Origin of the sequence: Enterobacter cloacae complex sp. ECNIH7 (assembly GCF_002208095.1) — a bacterium.
Classification (GTDB): domain Bacteria; phylum Pseudomonadota; class Gammaproteobacteria; order Enterobacterales; family Enterobacteriaceae; genus Enterobacter; species Enterobacter cloacae_M.
Map to the genome: position 1 here is coordinate 2,375,701 of NZ_CP017990.1, position 20,372 is coordinate 2,396,072.

18 protein-coding genes are annotated in these 20,372 nt (G+C 56.9%); 5 read left to right on the forward strand and 13 right to left on the reverse strand.

Going from position 1 to position 20,372, the window contains the following annotated elements; all coding sequences use genetic code 11:
- Positions 1 to 435 (reverse strand): DMT family transporter, encoded by a 435-nt coding sequence (locus tag WM95_RS11850; RefSeq protein ID WP_032657293.1) that lies wholly within the window; start codon positions 433 to 435, stop codon positions 1 to 3.
- 94 nt (positions 436 to 529) lie between these two features.
- Between WM95_RS11850 and WM95_RS11855 the strand changes: the two genes are divergently transcribed.
- Positions 530 to 1,462: a LysR family transcriptional regulator gene (locus tag WM95_RS11855; protein ID WP_063408890.1), complete on the forward strand. Its 933-nt coding sequence runs from the start codon at positions 530 to 532 to the stop codon at positions 1,460 to 1,462.
- Positions 1,463 to 1,466: 4 nt separating this feature from the next.
- On the opposite strand, the gene WM95_RS11860 is transcribed toward WM95_RS11855, so the two are convergent.
- From WM95_RS11860 to WM95_RS11880, 4 genes are all read right to left on the reverse strand, one after another.
- Positions 1,467 to 2,495 carry a methionine synthase gene (locus tag WM95_RS11860; RefSeq protein ID WP_023311627.1) on the reverse strand — a complete coding sequence of 343 codons (1,029 nt, stop codon included), beginning with the start codon at positions 2,493 to 2,495 and terminating at the stop codon, positions 1,467 to 1,469.
- 23 nt (positions 2,496 to 2,518) lie between these two features.
- On the reverse strand, positions 2,519 to 3,493 hold the full coding sequence (locus WM95_RS11865; protein ID WP_063408891.1) for a DUF1852 domain-containing protein: 975 nt from the start codon (positions 3,491 to 3,493) through the stop codon (positions 2,519 to 2,521).
- 173 nt (positions 3,494 to 3,666) lie between these two features.
- Positions 3,667 to 4,158: an Hcp family type VI secretion system effector gene (locus WM95_RS11870; protein ID WP_023311629.1), complete on the reverse strand. Its 492-nt coding sequence runs from the start codon at positions 4,156 to 4,158 to the stop codon at positions 3,667 to 3,669.
- Between the two features lie 253 nt (positions 4,159 to 4,411).
- Positions 4,412 to 4,933 (reverse strand): DUF2778 domain-containing protein, encoded by a 522-nt coding sequence (locus tag WM95_RS11880; RefSeq protein ID WP_033145468.1) that lies wholly within the window; start codon positions 4,931 to 4,933, stop codon positions 4,412 to 4,414.
- A 268-nt stretch (positions 4,934 to 5,201) separates the two neighbouring features.
- Here WM95_RS11880 and WM95_RS11885 point away from each other — a divergent pair, with 268 nt between their 5' ends.
- Positions 5,202 to 5,741: a DUF2058 domain-containing protein gene (locus tag WM95_RS11885; RefSeq protein WP_023311631.1), complete on the forward strand. Its 540-nt coding sequence runs from the start codon at positions 5,202 to 5,204 to the stop codon at positions 5,739 to 5,741.
- Between the two features lie 7 nt (positions 5,742 to 5,748).
- Here WM95_RS11885 and WM95_RS11890 read toward each other — a convergent pair whose 3' ends face one another.
- Together WM95_RS11890 and azoR are read right to left on the reverse strand one after the other, a co-directional pair.
- Positions 5,749 to 6,435 (reverse strand): RluA family pseudouridine synthase, encoded by a 687-nt coding sequence (locus WM95_RS11890; protein ID WP_063408892.1) that lies wholly within the window; start codon positions 6,433 to 6,435, stop codon positions 5,749 to 5,751.
- Between the two features lie 89 nt (positions 6,436 to 6,524).
- Positions 6,525 to 7,130, reverse strand: coding sequence for an FMN-dependent NADH-azoreductase (azoR, locus tag WM95_RS11895; RefSeq protein ID WP_008502313.1), 606 nt, complete (start codon positions 7,128 to 7,130; stop codon positions 6,525 to 6,527).
- A gap of 205 nt (positions 7,131 to 7,335) precedes the next feature.
- Here azoR and hrpA point away from each other — a divergent pair, with 205 nt between their 5' ends.
- On the forward strand, positions 7,336 to 11,238 hold the full coding sequence (gene hrpA, locus WM95_RS11900) for an ATP-dependent RNA helicase HrpA (protein WP_063408893.1): 3,903 nt from the start codon (positions 7,336 to 7,338) through the stop codon (positions 11,236 to 11,238).
- 81 nt (positions 11,239 to 11,319) lie between these two features.
- Here the strand turns inward: hrpA and WM95_RS11905 are convergent, their stop codons facing one another.
- From WM95_RS11905 to WM95_RS11925, 5 genes are all read right to left on the reverse strand, one after another.
- Positions 11,320 to 11,979 (reverse strand): O-methyltransferase, encoded by a 660-nt coding sequence (locus tag WM95_RS11905; protein WP_063408894.1) that lies wholly within the window; start codon positions 11,977 to 11,979, stop codon positions 11,320 to 11,322.
- 75 nt (positions 11,980 to 12,054) lie between these two features.
- Entirely contained in the window at positions 12,055 to 13,434 is a 1,380-nt protein-coding gene (locus tag WM95_RS11910; RefSeq protein WP_063408895.1) for an efflux transporter outer membrane subunit, read from the reverse strand.
- Positions 13,431 to 14,513 (reverse strand): HlyD family secretion protein, encoded by a 1,083-nt coding sequence (locus WM95_RS11915; RefSeq protein WP_063408896.1) that lies wholly within the window; start codon positions 14,511 to 14,513, stop codon positions 13,431 to 13,433. Before WM95_RS11915 ends, WM95_RS11910 begins: the two co-directional genes overlap by 4 nt.
- A 22-nt stretch (positions 14,514 to 14,535) precedes the next feature.
- On the reverse strand, positions 14,536 to 16,188 hold the full coding sequence (locus WM95_RS11920; protein ID WP_063408897.1) for an MFS transporter: 1,653 nt from the start codon (positions 16,186 to 16,188) through the stop codon (positions 14,536 to 14,538).
- A 158-nt stretch (positions 16,189 to 16,346) separates the two neighbouring features.
- A complete protein-coding gene (locus WM95_RS11925; RefSeq protein ID WP_063408901.1) occupies positions 16,347 to 17,666 on the reverse strand; it encodes an MFS transporter in 1,320 nt (439 codons plus the stop codon).
- Positions 17,667 to 17,733: 67 nt separating this feature from the next.
- Between WM95_RS11925 and WM95_RS11930 the strand changes: the two genes are divergently transcribed.
- Positions 17,734 to 17,958, forward strand: a complete 225-nt coding sequence (locus WM95_RS11930; protein ID WP_063408898.1) for a hypothetical protein — start codon at positions 17,734 to 17,736, stop codon at positions 17,956 to 17,958.
- Positions 17,959 to 18,055: 97 nt separating this feature from the next.
- Positions 18,056 to 18,856: a YdcF family protein gene (locus tag WM95_RS11935; protein ID WP_063408899.1), complete on the forward strand. Its 801-nt coding sequence runs from the start codon at positions 18,056 to 18,058 to the stop codon at positions 18,854 to 18,856.
- Between the two features lie 409 nt (positions 18,857 to 19,265).
- Here the strand turns inward: WM95_RS11935 and gap are convergent, their stop codons facing one another.
- Positions 19,266 to 20,267: a type I glyceraldehyde-3-phosphate dehydrogenase gene (gap, locus tag WM95_RS11940; RefSeq protein ID WP_063408900.1), complete on the reverse strand. Its 1,002-nt coding sequence runs from the start codon at positions 20,265 to 20,267 to the stop codon at positions 19,266 to 19,268.
- Between the last annotated feature and the right edge of the window lie 105 nt (positions 20,268 to 20,372).

Below are 20,372 nucleotides of genomic sequence, written 5' to 3' on the forward strand. Positions count from 1 at the left end.
TCACCCCTGTGCGACCAGAACCAGTGCCGCAATAATAAAAACCAGCGCCACGATACGTTTTGCGTTTATCTTCCTGTGCGGCGTACCCAGCAGGCCAAAGTGATCAATGATCAGGCTTTTAAAAACCTGACCAGCCAGAATGCCAATCATCGTCAGAGCGATGCCGATGGTCGGCGTGGCGATCGTCAGAATGACCACGTAAACAGGGCCAAGCACGCCGCCGAGCAGCTGCCAGCCGGGCTGGGCGAAAAACGACGGGCTGTTACGCGGGCTGAAAAACAGCATCAGCAGAAACGTCAGCGCGGCGCCGACGCCAAAAATGCTGAACGTCGCCCATAAATCGCCTACTTCTCCCCCTAATGGCCCCAGCAGCCCCGCCTCGACGGAGAGGCCCATCCCGCCGGCAATCACCAGTAAAATCAAAACAAACTGCATTAGCTTCCTCCGTTTTCAGGCGAGGAAGATTACGTCGGTAGACCCGTGAGAAAAATGCCATAATGCAGGAAACACCTTTGCAGGAAATGCATTAATGCCAGATGCCGGAAGCATGAACCTTCGCTCACTGCTGCTGTTTATTGCCGTCTATGAAACGCAGAACTTTTCCGTCGTCGCGCGACGAGAAGGAATTTCTGCCTCGCAGGTGTCGCGCATTGTTCGTCAGCTTGAGGACGCGCTCGGCCAGCAGCTGTTCTATCGCAATACCCGGGCGGTGATCCCCACGGAAAGCGGGCATCTGTTTATCCGCTATGCCCGGGCGATGGTCGATAACTTCGAAGAGGCGCGTCGTGAGCTGGACGAACGTTCGACCGAACCCTCCGGCACGGTTCGCATAAATGGGCCGGTATTTTTTGGACAGAGACACGTTGCGCCCGGCCTGGCAGGCCTGGCCGAGCGTTATCCACGGTTAACCATTGAGCTGACGCTGACCGATGACTTTATCGACCCGCACCGGGACGCCGCCGATCTCATTTTCCGCATCGGCACGCTGACGGATTCGACGTTCCACGCCCGTGTTTTTGGGCAGCAGCGCTACCACCTCGCCGCCTCGCCCGCGTATCTGCGTCAACACGGCGTCCCGACCGATCCGGCCGAGCTGAGCCAGCACAAATGTCTGGTCTATCGCGGTTCATCCGGGCCTAACCGCTGGCTCGTGCGTCGCAAAGGGGAAACTTGGGTGCATTATCCGGTCGCGCCGCTGATGACGTCCAATAATGCGGAATCGCTGCTCATTGCCGCGCTGGGCGGGATGGGGATCGTCCTGTTTCCGGACTGGCTGATTGGCGACAGGCTGAAGCGGGGGGAGCTGGTTGCCCTTATGCCGGAAATGGCGTGCGCCATCAACACGGAGCAACTTAATATTGCGGCGATCTATCCTAACGCACGTCATCCGCCCCTGAACGTCAGGGCGGTGATAGATTATTACGTGGCGTTTTTCGGCACGCCGCTCTACTGGCAAACGTAAGGGATTACGCGCCGAGCTCCTTGCGGATAATCTCTGCGCCGGCGCTGAGTGCTTTCAGCTTGCCGTTAGCCACCTGGCGTGAAAGCGGGGCCATGCCGCAGTTGGTTGACGGGTAAAGCTTGTCGGCATCGACGAACTGCAGCGCTTTACGCAGCGTATCGGCGACTTCCTCTGGCGTTTCAACGGCGTTGGTTGCCACATCAATCGCGCCGACCATCACTTTCTTACCGCGGATCAGCTCCAGCAGATCCATCGGCACGCGGGAGTTGTGGCACTCCAGTGAGATGATGTCGATATTCGAGGTCTGCAGCTTAGGGAAGGCCTCTTCGTACTGGCGCCACTCTGAGCCGAGCGTTTTTTTCCAGTCGGTATTGGCTTTGATTCCGTAGCCGTAGCAGATGTGTACCGCGGTTTCGCACTTCAGCCCTTCAATGGCGCGCTCCAGCGCGGCGATACCCCAGTCGTTCACCTCGTCAAAAAAGACGTTAAATGCCGGTTCATCAAACTGGATAATATCCACGCCTGCGGCCTCTAACTCACGCGCTTCCTGATTGAGGATTTTGGCGAATTCCCAGGCCAGCTTTTCGCGGCTTTTATAGTGGGCGTCGTAAAGGGTGTCGATCATTGTCATCGGCCCGGGCAGGGCCCATTTGATCGGCTTGTCCGTGAGCTGACGCAGGTATTTCGCATCGTCCACGAATACCGGTTTCTGACGCGCAACGGCAGAAACCACGGTCGGCACGCTGGCGTCGTAGCGGTTACGAATGCGCACCGTCTGGCGATTTTCAAAATCTACGCCGCTCAGGTGTTCAATAAAGGTAGTGACGAAGTGCTGGCGGGTCTGTTCCCCGTCGCTGACGATATCGATACCCGCGCGGATCTGCTCATCCAGGGACAGGCGCAGCGCGTCCTGTTTACCCGCCAGGAGTTCCTGATCCTGTAATTTCCAGGGGGACCAGAGCGTTTCAGGTTGCGCAAGCCAGGTCGGCTTAGGCAGGCTGCCAGCCGTTGAAGTCGGGAGCAATGTTTTCATAATAAAAGACCTTTTTTGATGAATTAAAGCGTGTAGTTATCAGACCACTGCTCAAGAATGTGTTGGTAAGGCTTAATGAAGTATTCTTCGGTAAAGCGACCCTGTTCAATCGCCAGTCGGCTACGCTCTTCCCGGTCATAAACAATTTTGGTTAAGGAGTGATCCTGCTGGTTCAGATCCGGTCGGTAGCACAGTCCCGCCGCCGAGTTTGCGTTATAAATTTCCGGGCGATAGATTTTCTGGAACGTCTCCATCGTGCTGATGGTGGCAATCAGCTCCAGATCGGTGTAGTCACTCAGCAAATCCCCGGTAAAGAAGAACGCGAAAGGCGCCACGCTGTTTTCCGGCATGAAATAGCGAACCTGCAGGCCCATCTTCGCGAAGTACTGTTCCGTCAGCGACTCGCCATCCGGCTGATATTCAATGCCCAGTACCGGGTGCTGGTTACCGGTGCGGCGGTAGGTGTCTTTGCTGGAGACGCTCAGGCAGATCACCGGACCCTTGCTGAAGTTCTCTTTGTATTCCGGCGAGCTCACAAAGTGGCGGAAAATATTGCCGTGCAGTTCGCCAAACTTTTCCGGAATGCTGAAGTGCTGCTGGTTCTTGTTGTGTTCCAGCAGGCGCACGCTGAAATCATAATCCCGCACGTAAGAAGAGAAGTTATTTCCGACGATGCCAGGGATACGCTGGTTGTTTTTCTTGTCGACAATCGTGGTTTGCAGAATCTCAATGGCCGGGAACGGTTTTTCCGCGCCAATGTTCAAATCGACAGAGATGATTTCCAGCTCAACCGCGTAGCGATCGGCGTTTGGGTTATCCCAGCGCGCCAGGGCGTTAAAGCGGTTGTTGATCATCACCAGCGTATTGCGCAGGTTTTCCTGACGCTTTTCCCCGCGCGCCAGGTTGGCAAAGTTGGTGGTCGTACGCGTATTTTCTGACGGGTTGTAATTCTCATCGAAGCAACTGCGCTTAAGGGTATATGTGAAAGCTTTGCTCATTGTGGTTATGCATCCTAAGTTCATGTTGCTAAGAAGTTACCGATGCATAATTTATGCCTGAGCCCGCGGCGCAGGGGAAGTGACTTAATTTCAATGCAACATGAGCGAAGTTCATGAACAGTGTTGCGCACATGCCAGGATAGGAAGAGTAAGGGGCATCGCGCCCCTTAGCGTTATGCTGTAGGACGTTCGTTCCAGGCGTCACTGTGCATGATGTTGCCGTCGACAATGCGCCAGGTGATTTTTTCGTACTGCAGACTTACGCTTTCAACATGGTTCATTTTATTGTTGGCAGCGATCTTCACGTTCGGCACGCTGCAGTTAACACCCGTAACCTTTACGTTCTCCATCAAGACGGTGTAATAACAGACTTCCTGTCCGGCATCATTGATATGATAGAACTTTATTTCAGCGCTTTTAAGCGCCTGACCGGTAGATGCTGCTTTATAGAGATAGGGCGTGGAGCTATCAACTTCCTTTTCAATCCGCATGGATGAGTGTTGACGCGTGCCGGTGATCTTGCCGTTAGCGCTGTCTACCGGTAGGTTTAGGCCATGACTCAGCCCTATGATCTCAATGCTACCTTCACGGTCCTGAACATCAACGGAACCTTTAATATCTGCTCCACCATCGTCTTTTAGCCACATGTAGGGAGGAATTGGCATTCTTTATTTCCTTATTTTCTTGAGTAGCAGTGTTGTTAAGCGATAAATAACCGTGGCGAGGGTCAGTACAAATAAAATATCGATATTGGTATATGTCTCATATATTGTTTCTGCATTCACGTCGCCATAAATAAAATCACATATAGATGAGGCCACGTCATGATCAAGATAGCGTTCAGCGGGTCCCAATATGCGGCCTACTATAATGCTGATGCATAGAAACCAGACCGTTTTGAATAGCCTGATGCCCCATTTACGGACAAGTGTTGGTGTAGCCACTTTCAATCACCTCAACCCAGCCGCGTGCCATCAGTGAACGCATACAGGGAACCTGAATAAGTTCCGTACTCATCAGAGCATTGCGGATCAATGCGTAATCAGAATCATGGGCAATCGTGATACATCCCTCAGATAGCGTACCCGGATGCAGCCGAAACAAACCCCGATAGACGTTATCAATCCAGGTGCCATCATCGATACCCCAGTCATCCTTGTATAAAGCAAACCACTCATCGCGGCCAAATTCTGCCCCGGATCTAACCTTGTTCCACCGATCCTGAACCTTCGCTTTTAACCCTGAAAAGAAACCTCCAGTCCCTCTGTCAACAATCCAGTATTTCCCAGGGGGAATTGGACCTGAGCCTTTAACAGCACCACATAATCCATTGTTTCTGTAAATTCCCTGCCCGGAATGGGCCATAAACACGCCAACGCCGTGCAGGTTAAAAGGCGCATAGTCAGCATCGTTAAGCAGCATTGTTCCTTTTAAGGCCATATTTTTTCCTTACTCTTTTAATAAGAGAAAAGCAGCCTACGCCTGAAGCGGGTACAGATATTCAACTCACATCATATTTATGAGTTGCTGATTTTTTTTAAGAAAATGACCTGACATTTTTTAATCAGTCTTGCGGCCGTAACGTTAGTAAACGCTGAATAAAGAATAAACAAAGTTCAGGCGACAAAGCGCCATGCCTACTTCTCTGGCACAGGCTGCGCAATTCCCGCTATAATCCCCAAAATTTCCAATTGGTTTAGAAACAATCATGACAAAACTCACCTTACAAGAGCAGATGCTGAAAGCGGGCCTGGTCAGCAGCAAAAAAGCGGCGAAAGTGCAGCGCACGGCAAAGAAATCACGCGTTCAGGCGCGCGAGGCTCGGGAAGCGGTAGAAGAGAACAAGAAAGCGCAGATCGAGCGCGACAAGCTGCTGAGCGAGCAGCAGAAGCAGGCCGTGCTGGCGAAAGAGTTTAAAGCGCAGGTGAAGCAGCTGATTGAGATGAACCGCATCACCGTGGCGAAAGGCAACATCACCTTTAACTTCACCGACGGCAATCTGATCAAAAAAATCGACGTCGACAAGCAAACCCAGGCTCAGCTGATCAACGGCCGTCTGGCAATTGCCCGTCTGGTCATCAACGCCAGCGGCGACTGTGAATACGCGATTATTCCGGCGGTGGTGGCAGATAAAATTGCCCAGCGCGATGCCGACAGCATCGTGTTAAACAGCGCGCTCAGCCAGGAAGAGCAGGACGAAGACGATCCGTACGCGGACTTCAAAATCCCTGACGATTTGATGTGGTAAACCGCATTCAGAACGGGGCGGCGTGACGGGCGTTAACCGGCTCTCCGCTCACGGGATGAATAAAATTCAACTCGCTTGCATGCAGCATCAGCCGGGGCGTTTCCTCAGCCCCCAGCGCTTCAAGACCGCCATACAGGTCGCAGCCCAGAATCGGGTGCCCCAGCTGCTGGCAGTGAATACGCAGCTGATGGGTTCGCCCGGTCTCCGGCGTCAGTATCACCCGCGTTAACGGCAGTCCCGTACCCTGATAAAAACGTTCCACGACCCGATAGCGGGAGCGGGCGGGTTTTCCGTTGATGGCGCAAATCGACATCAGCGGAAACAGCGCCGGGTCTTTGGCAATCGGCGCGTCTATTATTCCCTCGTCGTTTTCCACATGGCCGCAAAGCAGGGCGCTGTAGACCTTCTCCACGCTGCGCTGGCTGAACTGCTGGCACAGCGCCGCGTTGATGGCCTTACTGCGCGCAACCACCATTAGCCCGGACGTGCCGAAATCCAGACGGTGTACCAGCGTGCAGCCGGGGAACGTCTGGACCAGACGATAATGGACGGAATCAAGATTTTGCGGATTTTTGCCCGAGAGGCTGAGCAGACCGGAAGGCTTATCGATCAGCAGCAGATGTTCATCCTGCCAGAGGATCTGAATGTCGTCGTGACACGGTGGGGCAATAAAAGAATCAATAATCGCAGACATCAGGCCGCCCGGCTGGAGAGTGGGAGCGGATGATAACGAAATGCGGGGAAAAGAAAAACCCTCCCACCACGCGGTGAGAGGGTGAAGTCTTAGGCTGCTACCAGGCTGTCGATAGCGGCTTTCGCATCGGTCTGCGCTTTGGTCGCCACTTCCGGACCGTAAGCGATACCTTCAGCGAACACGAAGTTCACGTCAGTGATGCCGATGAAGCCCAGGAACAGGCTCAGGTACGGCGCAACGAGGTCGGTTGGGGTGTCTTTATGGATACCGCCACGGCTGGTCAGTACGATCGCACGCTTGCCTTTCACCAGACCTTCAGGGCCGTTCTCGGTGTAACGGAAGGTTACGCCAGCGCGCGCCACCAGGTCGAAGTAGTTCTTCAGCTGGGTAGGGATGTTGAAGTTGTACATTGGGGCGTTGATGACGATAACGTCGTGTGCCTGCAGCTCAGCAATCAGCTCGTCGGACAGGGCCAGAGCTTCCTGCTGACGTGGAGACAGCGGTGCATCGCTTGGGCGCAGCGCGCCAACCAGCTCGCCGTCCAGCACAGGAATTGGGTTTGCAGCCAGGTCACGCACGGTGATTTCGTCAGCGGAATGCTGTTCACGCCACTGTTCAACGAAGTAATCAGACAGCTGACCAGACTGAGAGTACCCTGCCAGAATACTGGATTTCAAAACTAATACTTTGCTCATGGGTGATTCCTGTTTTTGCATTTGATTGAAGGGGGTTGCCCCGTTGCTTGTTGACACTCTATTCACAATCCTGCCATAGAGATAGCGCAATATATCGAAGCCTATGTTCGAATTTTTTGAATAAGGCGCGAAAGGCGTCATTGTGGTACTCTATAGCAATCATTAAAAAGAGAGTTTATCAGGGCGTGTAGTGCCCTTTAATGCTATGACAGAACAACAAAAATTGACCTTCCCGATGCTCCTGCAACAGCTCGATTCTCTGATGCTGCGCGACAAACAGCGCTTCGCCCGTCGTCTGCACGGCGTTAAGAAGGTTAAAAATCCTGATGCTCAACAGGCCATTTACCAGGAGATGGCGAAAGAGATTGAACAGGCAGCAGGGAAAGTTGTGCTGCGCGAAGCCGCACGTCCGGCAATTACCTACCCGGAAAACCTGCCCGTCAGCCAGAAAAAACAGGACATCCTTGAGGCCGTCCGCGACCACCAGGTGGTGATTGTGGCGGGGGAAACCGGCTCGGGGAAAACCACCCAGCTGCCGAAAATCTGTATGGAGCTGGGACGCGGGCTAAAAGGGCTGATTGGCCACACCCAGCCGCGTCGACTGGCGGCACGCACCGTGGCGAACCGTATTGCCGAAGAGCTGCAGACGGAGCCGGGCGGCTGCATCGGTTACAAGGTGCGATTCAGCGACCACGTTAGCGATAACACCATGGTCAAGCTGATGACCGACGGTATTCTGCTGGCGGAAATCCAGCAGGATCGCCTGCTGATGCAGTACGACACCATCATCATTGACGAAGCGCACGAGCGCAGCCTGAACATCGACTTCCTGCTCGGCTACCTGAAAGAGCTGCTGCCGCGTCGCCCGGATCTGAAAATCATCATCACCTCCGCGACCATCGACCCTGAGCGCTTCTCAAAGCATTTCAACAATGCGCCGATTATCGAGGTGTCAGGACGCACGTATCCGGTTGAAGTGCGCTATCGCCCGATTGTGGAAGAGGCGGACGATACCGAGCGCGACCAGCTACAGGCCATTTTTGATGCCGTTGACGAGCTGGGTAACGAAAGCGCGGGCGACATTCTGATCTTCATGAGCGGCGAACGCGAAATCCGCGATACCGCCGATGCGCTCAGCAAGCGCGACCTGCGCCACACGGAGATCCTGCCGCTTTACGCGCGCCTTTCGAACAGCGAGCAGAACCGCGTCTTCCAGCCGCACGGCGGGCGACGCATCGTTCTGGCGACCAACGTGGCGGAAACCTCGCTGACCGTACCGGGGATCAAATACGTGATCGACCCGGGCACGGCGCGCATCAGCCGCTACAGCTACCGCACGAAGGTCCAGCGGCTGCCGATTGAGCCGGTCTCCCAGGCTTCCGCCAACCAGCGTAAGGGCCGCTGCGGCCGCGTGTCGGAAGGGATCTGTATTCGCCTCTATTCCGAAGATGATTTCCTGTCGCGCCCGGAGTTTACCGACCCGGAAATTCTGCGCACCAACCTGGCGTCCGTTATCCTGCAGATGACCGCGCTGGGGCTGGGCGACATCGCCGCGTTCCCGTTTGTCGAAGCGCCGGACAAACGCAACATTCAGGACGGCGTGCGTCTGCTGGAAGAGCTCGGCGCCATTACCACCGACGAGCAGGCGACGGTCTACAAGCTGACGCCGCTGGGGCGCCAGCTCAGCCAGCTGCCGGTGGATCCGCGTCTGGCCCGTATGGTGCTGGAAGCGCAAAAGCACGGCTGCGTGCGCGAGGCGATGATCATTACCTCGGCGCTCTCCATTCAGGACCCGCGCGAGCGTCCGATGGACAAACAGCAGGCGTCTGACGAAAAGCACCGTCGCTTCCACGACAAAGAGTCCGACTTCCTCGCCTTCGTAAACCTGTGGAACTATCTCGGCGAGCAGCAGAAAGCGCTCTCCTCGAACCAGTTCCGCCGCCAGTGCCGCGTGGATTTCCTCAACTACCTGCGCGTGCGCGAGTGGCAGGATATCTACACCCAGCTGCGCCAGGTGGTGAAAGAGCTGGGCATTCCGGTCAACAGCGAGCCGGCGGAGTACCGCGAGATTCATATCGCGCTGCTGACCGGCCTGCTGTCCCACATTGGGATGAAGGACGCCGAGAAGCAGGAGTATACCGGCGCGCGCAACGCCCGTTTCTCCATCTTCCCCGGTTCCGGCCTGTTCAAAAAGCCGCCGAAATGGACCATGGTCGCGGAGCTGGTGGAAACCAGCCGCCTGTGGGGGCGCATTGCCGCGCGTATCGATCCGGAATGGGTGGAGCCGGTGGCGCAGCATCTGCTTAAGCGCTCGTACAGTGAACCGCACTGGGAGCGCGCTCAGGGCGCGGTAATGGCGACCGAGAAGGTGACCGTTTACGGCCTGCCGGTGGTTGCCGCGCGGAAGGTCAACTACAGCCAGATTGACCCGGCGCTCAGCCGCGAGCTGTTTATCCGCCACGCGCTGGTGGAGGGAGACTGGCAGACGCGCCACGTCTTCTTCCGCGAAAACCTGAAGCTGCGCGCGGAAGTGGAGGAGCTTGAGCACAAGTCCCGCCGCCGCGACATTCTGGTGGACGATGAGGCGCTGTTTGAGTTTTACGACCAGCGCATCAGCCACGATGTCATCTCCGCCCGCCACTTCGACAGCTGGTGGAAGAAGGCCAGCAAAGAGACGCCGGACCTGCTCAACTTCGAAAAGAGCATGCTGATTAAAGAGGGGGCGGAGTCGGTCAGCAAGCTCGACTACCCGAACTTCTGGCATCAGGGCAACCTCAAGCTGCGCCTGACGTATCAGTTTGAACCGGGTGCCGACGCGGATGGTGTGACCGTTCATATTCCGCTGCCGCTGCTAAACCAGGTCGATGAGGGCGGGTTTGAATGGCAAATCCCCGGCCTGCGCCGCGAGCTGGTGATTGCGCTGATTAAATCCCTGCCGAAACCGGTGCGCCGTAACTTTGTGCCTGCGCCAAACTATGCGGAAGCCTTTTTAGGCCGCGTCACGCCGCTGGAGCTGCCGCTGCTGGACGCGCTCGAGCGTGAGTTCCGACGCATGACCGGCACCACCATCGACCGTGAAGACTGGAACTGGGATCAGGTGCCCGATCACCTGAAAATCAGCTTCCGCGTGGTGGATGATAAAAACAAAAAGCTGCTGGAAGGGCGTTCGCTGAGCGAGCTGAAAGAGGCGCTGAAAGGCAAAGTTCAGGAAACGCTGTCTGCGGTGGCGGACGACGGTATCGAGCAGAGCGGGCTGCATATCTGGAGCTTTGGTCAGCTTCCGGAAAGCTACGAACAGAAGCGCGGTAACTATAAGGTCAAAGCCTGGCCTGCGCTGGTGGACGAGCGCGACAGCGTGGCGATCAAACTGTTTGATAATCCGCAGGAACAGCAGCAGATGATGTGGCGCGGGTTGCGTCGCCTGCTGCTGCTCAACATCCCGTCGCCGATCAAGTATCTGCATGAGAAGCTGCCGAACAAAGCCAAGCTCGGGCTGTACTTTAACCCGTACGGCAAGGTGCTGGATCTGATTGACGACTGCATCTCCTGCGGCGTGGACAAGCTGATCCACGAGGCGGGCGGTCCGGTCTGGACGGAAGAGGGCTTTGCTCGGCTCCATGAAAAGGTGCGCGCGGAGCTGAACGATACCGTGGTGGAGATTGCCAAACAGGTCGAGCAGATCCTTACCGCCGTGTTCAATATCAACAAGCGCCTGAAGGGGCGCGTGGATATGACCATGGCGCTGGGGCTGTCGGACGTGAAGGCGCAGATGGCGGGGCTGGTCTATCGCGGCTTTGTCACCGGCAACGGCTTTAAGCGTCTGGGCGATACGCTGCGCTATCTTCAGGCGATTGAAAAACGGCTGGAGAAGATGGCCATCGATCCGCACCGCGACCGCGCACAGATGCTGAAAGTGGAGAGCGTCCAGCAGGCATGGCAGCAGTGGCTGAACAAGCTGCCGCCGGCGCGCCGCGACGATGAAGACGTGCAGGCGATCCGCTGGATGATCGAGGAGCTGCGCGTCAGCTTCTTTGCCCAGCAGCTCGGTACGCCGTATCCGATTTCGGATAAGCGTATTCTGCAGGCGATGGAGCAGATTTCCGGTTAAACCCTTGCCCGGTGGCGCTGCGCTTACCGGGCCTACGGGAGAACGGGTAGGCCGGGTAAGGCGTAGCCGCCACCCGGCTGGTTATCGTTCTACAATCGCCAGCGTAAACCCATCCCAACCCTTAATCCCCACCGTTTGCAGCGCGGTGGCGGTTAGGCGCGGGTTATCCCCAATCATTTCGATAAAACGCCGCACGCCCAGCACGCGCGCGTCGTCGCTTTGCCCGTTAATCACTTCGCCATCGCGCACTACGTTATCGCCAATGATTATCGTGCCGGGACGTGAATAGTGCAGCGCCCACTCCAGATAGCCGGGATTGTTTGGCTTATCGGCATCGATAAAGATCAGGTCGAACGCCGGAACGTCACCGAAATTCTCCAGCGAGCTCAGCGCCGGGCCTTCAATCAGTTCAATGCGATCGCTCAGCCCCGCGAGGTGAATATTCTGGCGGGCCACATCGGCATGCGTCGGGTCAGCCTCGAGCGTAACCAGCTTTCCGTCCGGCGGCAGGGCGCGCGCCATCCAGATTGAGCTATAGGCACCCAGCGTCCCGATCTCAAGAATGCGTCTTGCCTGGGTCATGCGCACGAACAGCGCCAGCAGTTGCCCCTGATTGGCCGCAACATCGTGTTCGGGTAGCCCGGCGCGTTTGTTGTTTTCCAGCACCTGACTCAGCACGTCATCGTCAGGGATCAGCGAAGAAATCATGTAATTATCTACTGCAGACCATTGTTGTTGCATAGATTGACTCCTTGGATTTTTCTCCCTCTCCCTGTGGGAGAGGGTCGGGGTGAGGGCATCAGCGCGCAAGGCGGTTCACACGCTCTTCCAGCCGCCGCCCAGCGCCCTGTACAGATCGATCTGCGCCAGCAGCAGGTTATTTTTCACCTGCACGACGCTGGTCTGCACCGAGTACAGCGTGCGCTGCGCGTCAAGCACGTCCAGATAGGAGGAGTAGCCGTTGCGATTACGATTCTGCGCAATGCGCAGCGTCTCCTGCGCCACCTCCTGCTGGGCAAGCAGCTCGGTCAGCTGTTCCTGATAGCGCGTAATCGCATCAAGGCTGTTGTTCACTTCGGCAAACGCGTTACGCACGGTTTTTTCATAGGCGTACAGCGCCTGGTTACGCTGGGACTGGGAAATATCCACCTGCGCATTCAGCGCCTGGCGATTCAGCAGCGGGGCAAGAATACTGCCCCCGACGCTCCAGAGCTGAAGCGGGTTGTCCAGCAGGCCGGACAGGGTGCGATCCTGGACTGATCCGGTCGCGGTCAGGTTGATCGACGGCAGCAGGCTCGCGCGCGACGCGGCAAGCGAGGCGTCCGCCGCAACCAGCTGGCGTTCGGCCTGAACGATATCCGGCCGACGGTTCAGGAGCGTAGAAGGCAGCTGTGACGGCAGCGTCAGCGGCGTTAGCGTCTCAAAGCTCTCGCTGCGCGCTACCGCGCCGGGATTGCTTCCCAGCAGCAGGCTCAAGGCGTTCTCCTGCTGTGCAATCTGATGCTGCAGCACGGGAACCTGCGCTCGCGTTGAGCGGAGTTCGGAATCCGACTGCATCAGCTCCAGACGCGAGCTGTAGCCCGTCTCAAACTGACGTTTCGCGAGGTTAAATGCTTCTTCGCGCGATTTCAGCGTGGATTCGGTCACGCGCAGCTGTTCGTCAAGCGAGAGCAGGGTGACATACCCGGACGCAACGGAAGACGCGACGGTCAAATCCGCGGCGGCAGCGGCGGCTTTTTGCGCCTCCAGCGAGGCTTCGGCGGCATTGGCCGTGCTGCGGTTGACGCCCCAGATATCCACGTCATAGCTCGCCGTCAGGCTACCTCTGTACAGCGTGCCGTAGACCGGCAGCCCGGTCGCGGCGGATTGCGAACGGGCGCGCGTCCCCGTTACGCCAGCATCGAGCGACGGAAACAGGCTGCCGTCGGCCGCAAAGACCCGCGCCTGATACTCGTTAATTCGCTCGCGGGCGATCAGCACGTCGCTGTTGTTTTTTAGCGCCCGATCCACGTAGCGGTTGAGGTTGTTGTCATGGAAATTGCGCCACCAGAGCTGTTCCGCCGGGCTGGCAGGACCGGAATCGGCGCGCCACTGCGCAGGGATTTGCAGCGTCGACTGCGCCGGTTTTACGTCGACGGACTGGCATCCGGCCAGCGTCACCGCCAGCACCAGACCGGCTATAGGGCGAAGGGTCATTGTTTGCCCTCCCGCGTATCAATGGTCACCTGCACCGACATTCCCGGACGCAGCAGGGCGGACTCCTCAGGCTTGCCGAGCACCTCGATGCGCACCGGAATACGCTGGGCAATTTTGACAAAGTTGCCGGTGGCGTTGTCCGGCGTGATGGCGCTGAATTCAACTCCGGTTGCCGGCGAGATGCTCTCCACGCGGCCCTGATACGCTTTGTTGTTCAGGGCATCGACGGTGAATTTTACCGGCTGGCCGACGCGCAGCTCCGCCAGCTGCGTCTCTTTGATATTGGCGATCACCCAGTGCTGCGGAGGCACAAGGGTGGTGAGATGGGTCCCGGCGGTCACGTACGCCCCGAGACGCACGGCAATCTGGCCGAGCTGGCCGTCGCGCGGGGCGATGATGCGGGTGTTTTGCAGGTCAATTTGCGCCAGCTCCAGCGCCGCTTTGGCGTTTTCGACATCCGCCTCCAGCGCGCCGCGGTTCACAATTACCGTCTGCAGATCCTGACGCGACATCTCAAGCGCGGCTTTGGCCTGCTCGATGTCGGCGCTGCCCTGGGCCGCGCTGGCCAGCGCCGCGTCGCGTTCGCGAATGGAAAGCGAGCCGTCAGCCGTCAGCTCTTTCACCCGTTTTAAATCCGCCAGGGTTTTCAGGCTCTGGGCACGGGCATTTTTCAGCGCGGCGTCGTTTTTGGCGATCGTCGCTTCGGCGCTTTTACGCTGCTGCAGGTTGTTATTGAGAGCGGCAATTTTCATCGCCAGCTGTGCCTCGGCCTGATGCACGCGCTGACGATAGATACGGTCATCAATCTGCAGCAGCAGGTCGCCTTTTTTAACCTGCACAAAGTCCTGAACCTTCACCTCGGTGATATAGCCATTCACCTGAGGACTGATGAACGTCGTCTGACCGCGCACGTAGGCGTTGTCGGTAAACTGCGCGTGGCGGGTGAATGGCGGCAGCTGCCACGCGTAAAGGATCACCAGCACGCCGACAATACCGATGGCAGCGGCGGTGAAAACGGAAACAATGCGCACATTTTTGCGGGTGTTGGCCTGCTCTTTGGCGGCATCCTGCTGACTCATAAACTCTCCAGAAATATTTCAATTATTTGTTGCCGGTGGCGTTCTTAAGCGCCATACGGGCAGTGATGCGCAGGCGCAGCAAGCGCCATAAAATCCAGACCAGCGTGGCCGCAGCGATGCCCGCCGTCAGCAGATAAGTATCGTTATAGGCCAGAATATTCGCCTCCAGCGCGGTGACCGATTGCAGCTGCGTAATTGCCTGCGTTCCCAGCAGCGAACTGTCGCCAATCAGGCTCTGGTACATCTGGGTGTAAAGCTGGATACGCTCGTTGACCAGCGGATTGAGCGTGGTGAGCTGGTCCGCCAGCAGGCTGGAGTGGTACTTCTCGCGCCAGGTCTGGAAGGTGCCGAGGATCGCGGAGCCTAGCAGGCCGCCGAGATTCTGACTCATGCCGAACATCACCGAGAAGCTGACCAGGTTGCGCGGGTCGGCGATCACCCCGCCAATGGCGGCCAGCATGGCGGGTGCCAGGAAGAAGGCGCTGCCGAAGCCCAGCAGAAACTGGCTTAGCATCAGCTGATCCGGCCGGGTCAGGTTGTTGGACTGGCTGTCCAGCAGCGAGGCAACAATCATCAGCGCCAGGGAGGTGATAATCGGCCACGCCAGTTTGGTCGGCTTAATCGTGAGGCAGCTGGTGACAATCCCGCAGACGATCCCTGCGAAAATGGACCACGCCAGGTGGGTCATCTGCTCGTTCTGCAACCCCACGTACTGCAGCCAGCCGATGACCCCGGTGTTTTGCTCTGCCAGCACGATACGGATCAGCAGCATGATCAGCCCCAGACGGACGATGCTGCCGCTCGACAGCCAGCGGGTGTTCAGCAGCGGGTTGGCGCGGTTATGTTCAAAGACGATGGCAGCCACAATCAGCACCAGCGATAGCGCCAGCGACCAGCCGATCCACGGCGCCTCGAACCACCAGTCAAGGCGGCCCAACGAGAGCACGGCGCAGAGCAGGGCCATTCCGGGGGCCATTAAAAAGAAGGTGATGAAGTCTTTCTTCTCAAAGACCTTGCGCCTGTCGCCCGGCGGCAGTTTTAAGGCTATTACGCAGGCCAGGGAGATCAGCGCCAGCCCCAGCTCGAAGAAATAGAGCCCGCGCCACTCGTCCAGCTGCAGCAGTTCGGTCGAAAACAGGCGGGCAAGTGGGATAGCGAGCGACGACCCGGTAATCCCGATGGTGAGCGCCTTCAGGCGGTGCTTCGCAGGCCAGGCCTGGATCTGATAGTAAATCCCCAGCGAGCTGAGCGCGGCGGCCACCATGCCGTGCGCGGCGCGAACCATCAGCGCCGAGCTGAGGTCGTTCACAAACAGATGGAAGAAGGTGACCAGCACGTACAGCACCAGAAACCCTTCCGTAAAGGCGCGCAGACCGTACTGCTGGCGGAACTTGACCAGTAGCAGGTTGATAGAGATGTTGGTCATGACGTAGACCGCGGGCAGCCAGGCGATTTCGGTCGACCAGGCCCCGAAGGTCCCCTGCAGGTTTTGCAGATTGGCGGTCACCACCGCATTTCCCAGCGCTCCCGTCAGGCACACCAGCAGGCCAACGACGCCGTAGGCAATCCGTTTTGGCGTACTGTGCTCGGGTGTGGAAGGCGAACCCAGCAGGGCGGGTTTCTCATGTGGCTGCCACTCGCGAGGAGCATAAGGGTCGCGTTCGGGCAGGCGCATAACGTCGTTTACCTTAGAAATAATTGAATAATTAGCGGGCTAGCGATTCTACGTCTGCCGCAAATGATAATTCAAGTGAATATGATTTACGCATGTTAATCAAATGTAGAAGGGAAGTTTAAGGAAAAAGAGCGGCCCGAGAGTCGGGCCGACAACGATCAGAGATGTTCGGGCTGTGCCTGCAGAAGGGTCGTTCGCTTGACGCGGCTGGCGCAGAAAATCGCGATTAGGGAAATGACTACCGTGACGGCAAGATACCAGGCCACCGGAACCCAGTCGCCGTCATATTTTGCCAGCAGTCCGGTGGCAATCAGCGGCGCGGTACCGCCGGCCAGCGCGGCACCCAGCTGATAACCGAGCGTAATGCCGGTGTAGCGTACGTTTGCACTAAAAATTTCAGAGCACAGCGTGCCGAGTACCGCCGTTACCGGTGCCCACAGCACGCCAAAGGTGATGACCGTCGCAAGCACAATGCCCCAGGTTGTTCCGGTATTGAGCAGCATAAACCACGGTACGATAAACAAACCCAGGATGAAGACGCTCGCGGCATACATGCGTTGACGGCCAATTTTATCCGAGAGCAGCCCCATTAACGGGATCATCACCGTGGCCACCAGGGCTCCCAGCGTCACGGCTTCCAGCGCCTGAGATTTTTGATACGTCAGCGTCGTGGTGGCATAGCTCACGACAAACGTCGAGAAGATATAGAACGGCGCGGTTTCTACCACCTTCAGACCGGCGGCAATCAGCACTTCGCGCCAGTGATGTTTCAGGGTATCGCGCAGAGGCGCTTTCGCCACCTGGCCCGATTGTTTTACCTTCTTGAAATCAGGCGTCTCGTCTATGTCCTTACGGATCCACAGGCCGAGCAACACCAGAACCGAACTCAGCAGGAACGGAATGCGCCAGCCCCAGGAGAGGAAATCTTCCTCGCTGAACAGCGTCATCAGCGAGACGATAAAGGTCGCCATCAGCATGCCGATGGTCACGCCCGCCTGCGGAATGCTGCCGAAGAAGCCTTTACGTTTTTCGGGCGCGTATTCATAGGCCAGCAGCAGCGCGCCGCCCCATTCACCGCCTATGCCCATCCCCTGAATGATACGCATCAGGATCAGCAGAGCGGGCGCCCACAGGCCAATCATCTCATACGTGGGCAGCAGGCCAATCATAACGGTTGCACCTCCCATCAGAGAGAGGGTCAGTACGAGCGTTTTTTTACGGCCGATGCGGTCGCCGATATGGGCGAAAAGTACCCCGCCAATGGGGCGAATAAAAAAGGTTAATGAGAAAGAGAGATACGAGAGAATGAGTCCGATCACCGGGTCGACCATCGGGAAAAAGATCTTATTGAAGACCAGCGCGGCCGCCGTACCGTAGAGAAAATAGTCAAACCATTCAATGGCGCTCCCGGTAAGGCTGGCGATTAACACCTTCTTATTTTTTCGTAATACCGTCGTCGTACTTTCATGTTCTGTCATGACCTGAAACCCCGCCACGTTGATGATGTATGAGGTGTCACCTGGCGCGCTTCAGGTGCAACCTGCGATGATGAAAAAGGTTGTGAAATTGTTAAGCAACTTAGGGTTGGATGTTGTATTTGGCAAGCTAACGGGGGATGAAACTGGTCAGATCACGGTGAAATATGCAGCGTTGGGTGCTTTTGCAGAGAACATGTGCAACATGATGTTTTGTATGATGGAAAACCAAAAGCATAATATGCAGGTGCAACCCGATTGTTTTTGGATGTTTCTGGTTATTTCAGAAAAATGACAATTTGGGCGATAAAACAACGTCTGATTTCAGAGCCCGCCTCTGCGTTATCGGTAAGAAGCCGCTACCCTGAAGAGACATAAATGAGGAGTTCACCATGGTTCAGCCCCATTTTCCCATCCTGCCGGATGCCACCCTGGCGGCCATCAATACTGTCGGTGAATGGCTGGCGCAGGACGACCTTAGCGACAGCGGCCAGCCCCCGGACGTCGATGCGGTGATCCTGGCTGGAAACGCGGTGATCCCGACCATTGAGGCGGCCTGCCGTATTGCCGCGCAGAGAGAAATCCCGCTCCTGATTAGCGGCGGTATTGGTCATTCAACCGCGTTTTTATATTCAGCTATCGGCAGTCATCCGCGTTATCACACCTTACAGGTCGAAGGGCGGGCCGAAGCGAGCATTCTTGCCAACATTGCGCGGGAGTTCTGGCAGATCCCCGATGCGCGCCTGTGGATTGAAGATCGCTCCACCAACTGCGGTGAGAACGCGCGTTTTAGCTGGAATATGCTGAAACAGCGTCAGCGAGCGACAGGGCGGGTGCTGGTGGTGCAGGACCCGACGATGCAGCGCCGAACGATGGCGACATTTGCCCGCGTTTGTCGGGATGAGCCCGTATCACCGCAGTGGATAAGCCATCCCGGGTTTACGCCAACGCTGCACAATGGCAAAGAGGGCCTTGAGTTTAGCGCGGGCAATAGCGGACTGTGGCCCGTTGACCGCTACCTTTCACTGGTTCTGGGGGAGCTGCCGCGTTTTTATGATGACGTTAACGGCTATGGTCCGGCCGGGCGGGATTTTATCGCGCACGTTGAATTGCCAGATGCGGTGATTGCCGCATGGAAAAAGCTGCAGCAGGATCCGGTTCTCGCGGATGCGTTGTCCAGGCGCTCGATTTAAGGGTGTAATCAGAAGCGATAACAACCGCTTCAGAATAACCTTTGGCTTACAGCAATGTCCTGGTCCGGCTGTATATCGCCGAAGCGTTTCCGTAAGGCCGGGGCGAGGCGCAGGGATGCGCCGAGAGGGCGTGGCCTGCAGGGATGCAGGCTCATGCCCGACCCGATAGCCTGAAGGAATAAGCTGAGGGGACCGCGAAGCGGCAATTTACCGCCGGGAGCCCGGGTTGCCAGGGTGGTGGCGATTGAGCCACCCTGGCACGTTCACCGGTTATGTCGTTAAAGAGTAGCAAGGAACATAAAGTGAACGGAATGACCACCACACCCGTATGTTCCCCTCACCCTAACCCTCTCCCACAGGGAGAGGGGATGCTTCACTGCTCATATTAGCCCTGAATAAAGGCATAGAATTACAGCGCCGCAAACTTATCCAGCGTCCGCACCAGCTGCGTCACGAAACCGTACTCGTTGTCATACCACGCTACCGCTTTCACCAGCTGTAGCTCTCCCGCTTCTGACACCTCCGTCTGCGTGGCGTCAAACACCGAACCGTAATGCGAGCCAATCACATCGGACGAGACAATCTCTTCGTCGGTATACCCGAACGATTTATTGCCCTGCGTCGCCTTTTTCAGCGCGGCGTTGATCTCCTCAACGGTGACTTTCTTGCCCAGAATCGCCACCAGCTCGGTGACCGAACCCGTTTTTACCGGCACGCGCTGCGCGTGGCCTTTCAGCTTGCCGCTGAGCGCCGGGATCACCAGACCGATAGCCTTTGCGGCACCGGTGGTGTGGGGAATGATATTCTCTGCCGCCGCCCGCGAGGCGCGAAGATCTTTCCCGCGCGGGCCATCCACCAGCGCCTGCGTACCGGTATAGGCGTGAATGGTGGTCATGGTGCCCACTTTTATTTCAAACGCATCGTTCAGGGCTTTCGCCAGCGGGGCGAGGCAGTTGGTGGTGCAGGATGCGACGGAAATAATGGTGTCACTGGCGTCAATAGTGTCGTCATTCACGCTGTAGACGATGGTTTTCATGTCACCCGCAGGGGCTGAGATCAGCACTTTCTTCGCGCCGGCGTCCAGGTGCGCCCGTGATTTCTCTTCAGAGGTATAAAAACCGGTGCACTCCACGACGATATCCACGCCTGCGGTTTTCCACGGAATGTGCTTCGCCTCTTTTTCGGCGTACACCGCAATGGTTTTGCCATCAACAATCAGCGCATCCTCGGTGAAATCCACGCTCCACGGGAAGCCGCCGTAGTTGGAATCATGCCTGAGCAGGTAGGCCAGCACTTTCGGTGAGGTGAGGTCGTTGATGGCGACCACGGTATTGCTGTCCTGGGTTTCAAGAAGGCGACGCAGTACAAGGCGTCCAATGCGTCCAAAGCCGTTAATGCCAATTTTACTCATGGTGTTCTCCTGTAAACGTGTCGATGCGACAGTTTGAACTCATCCAGGCTTAGACCATCACGGGTAGGGCGGCAATTGAAGATGCTTCATGCGGGAGGAAGTATT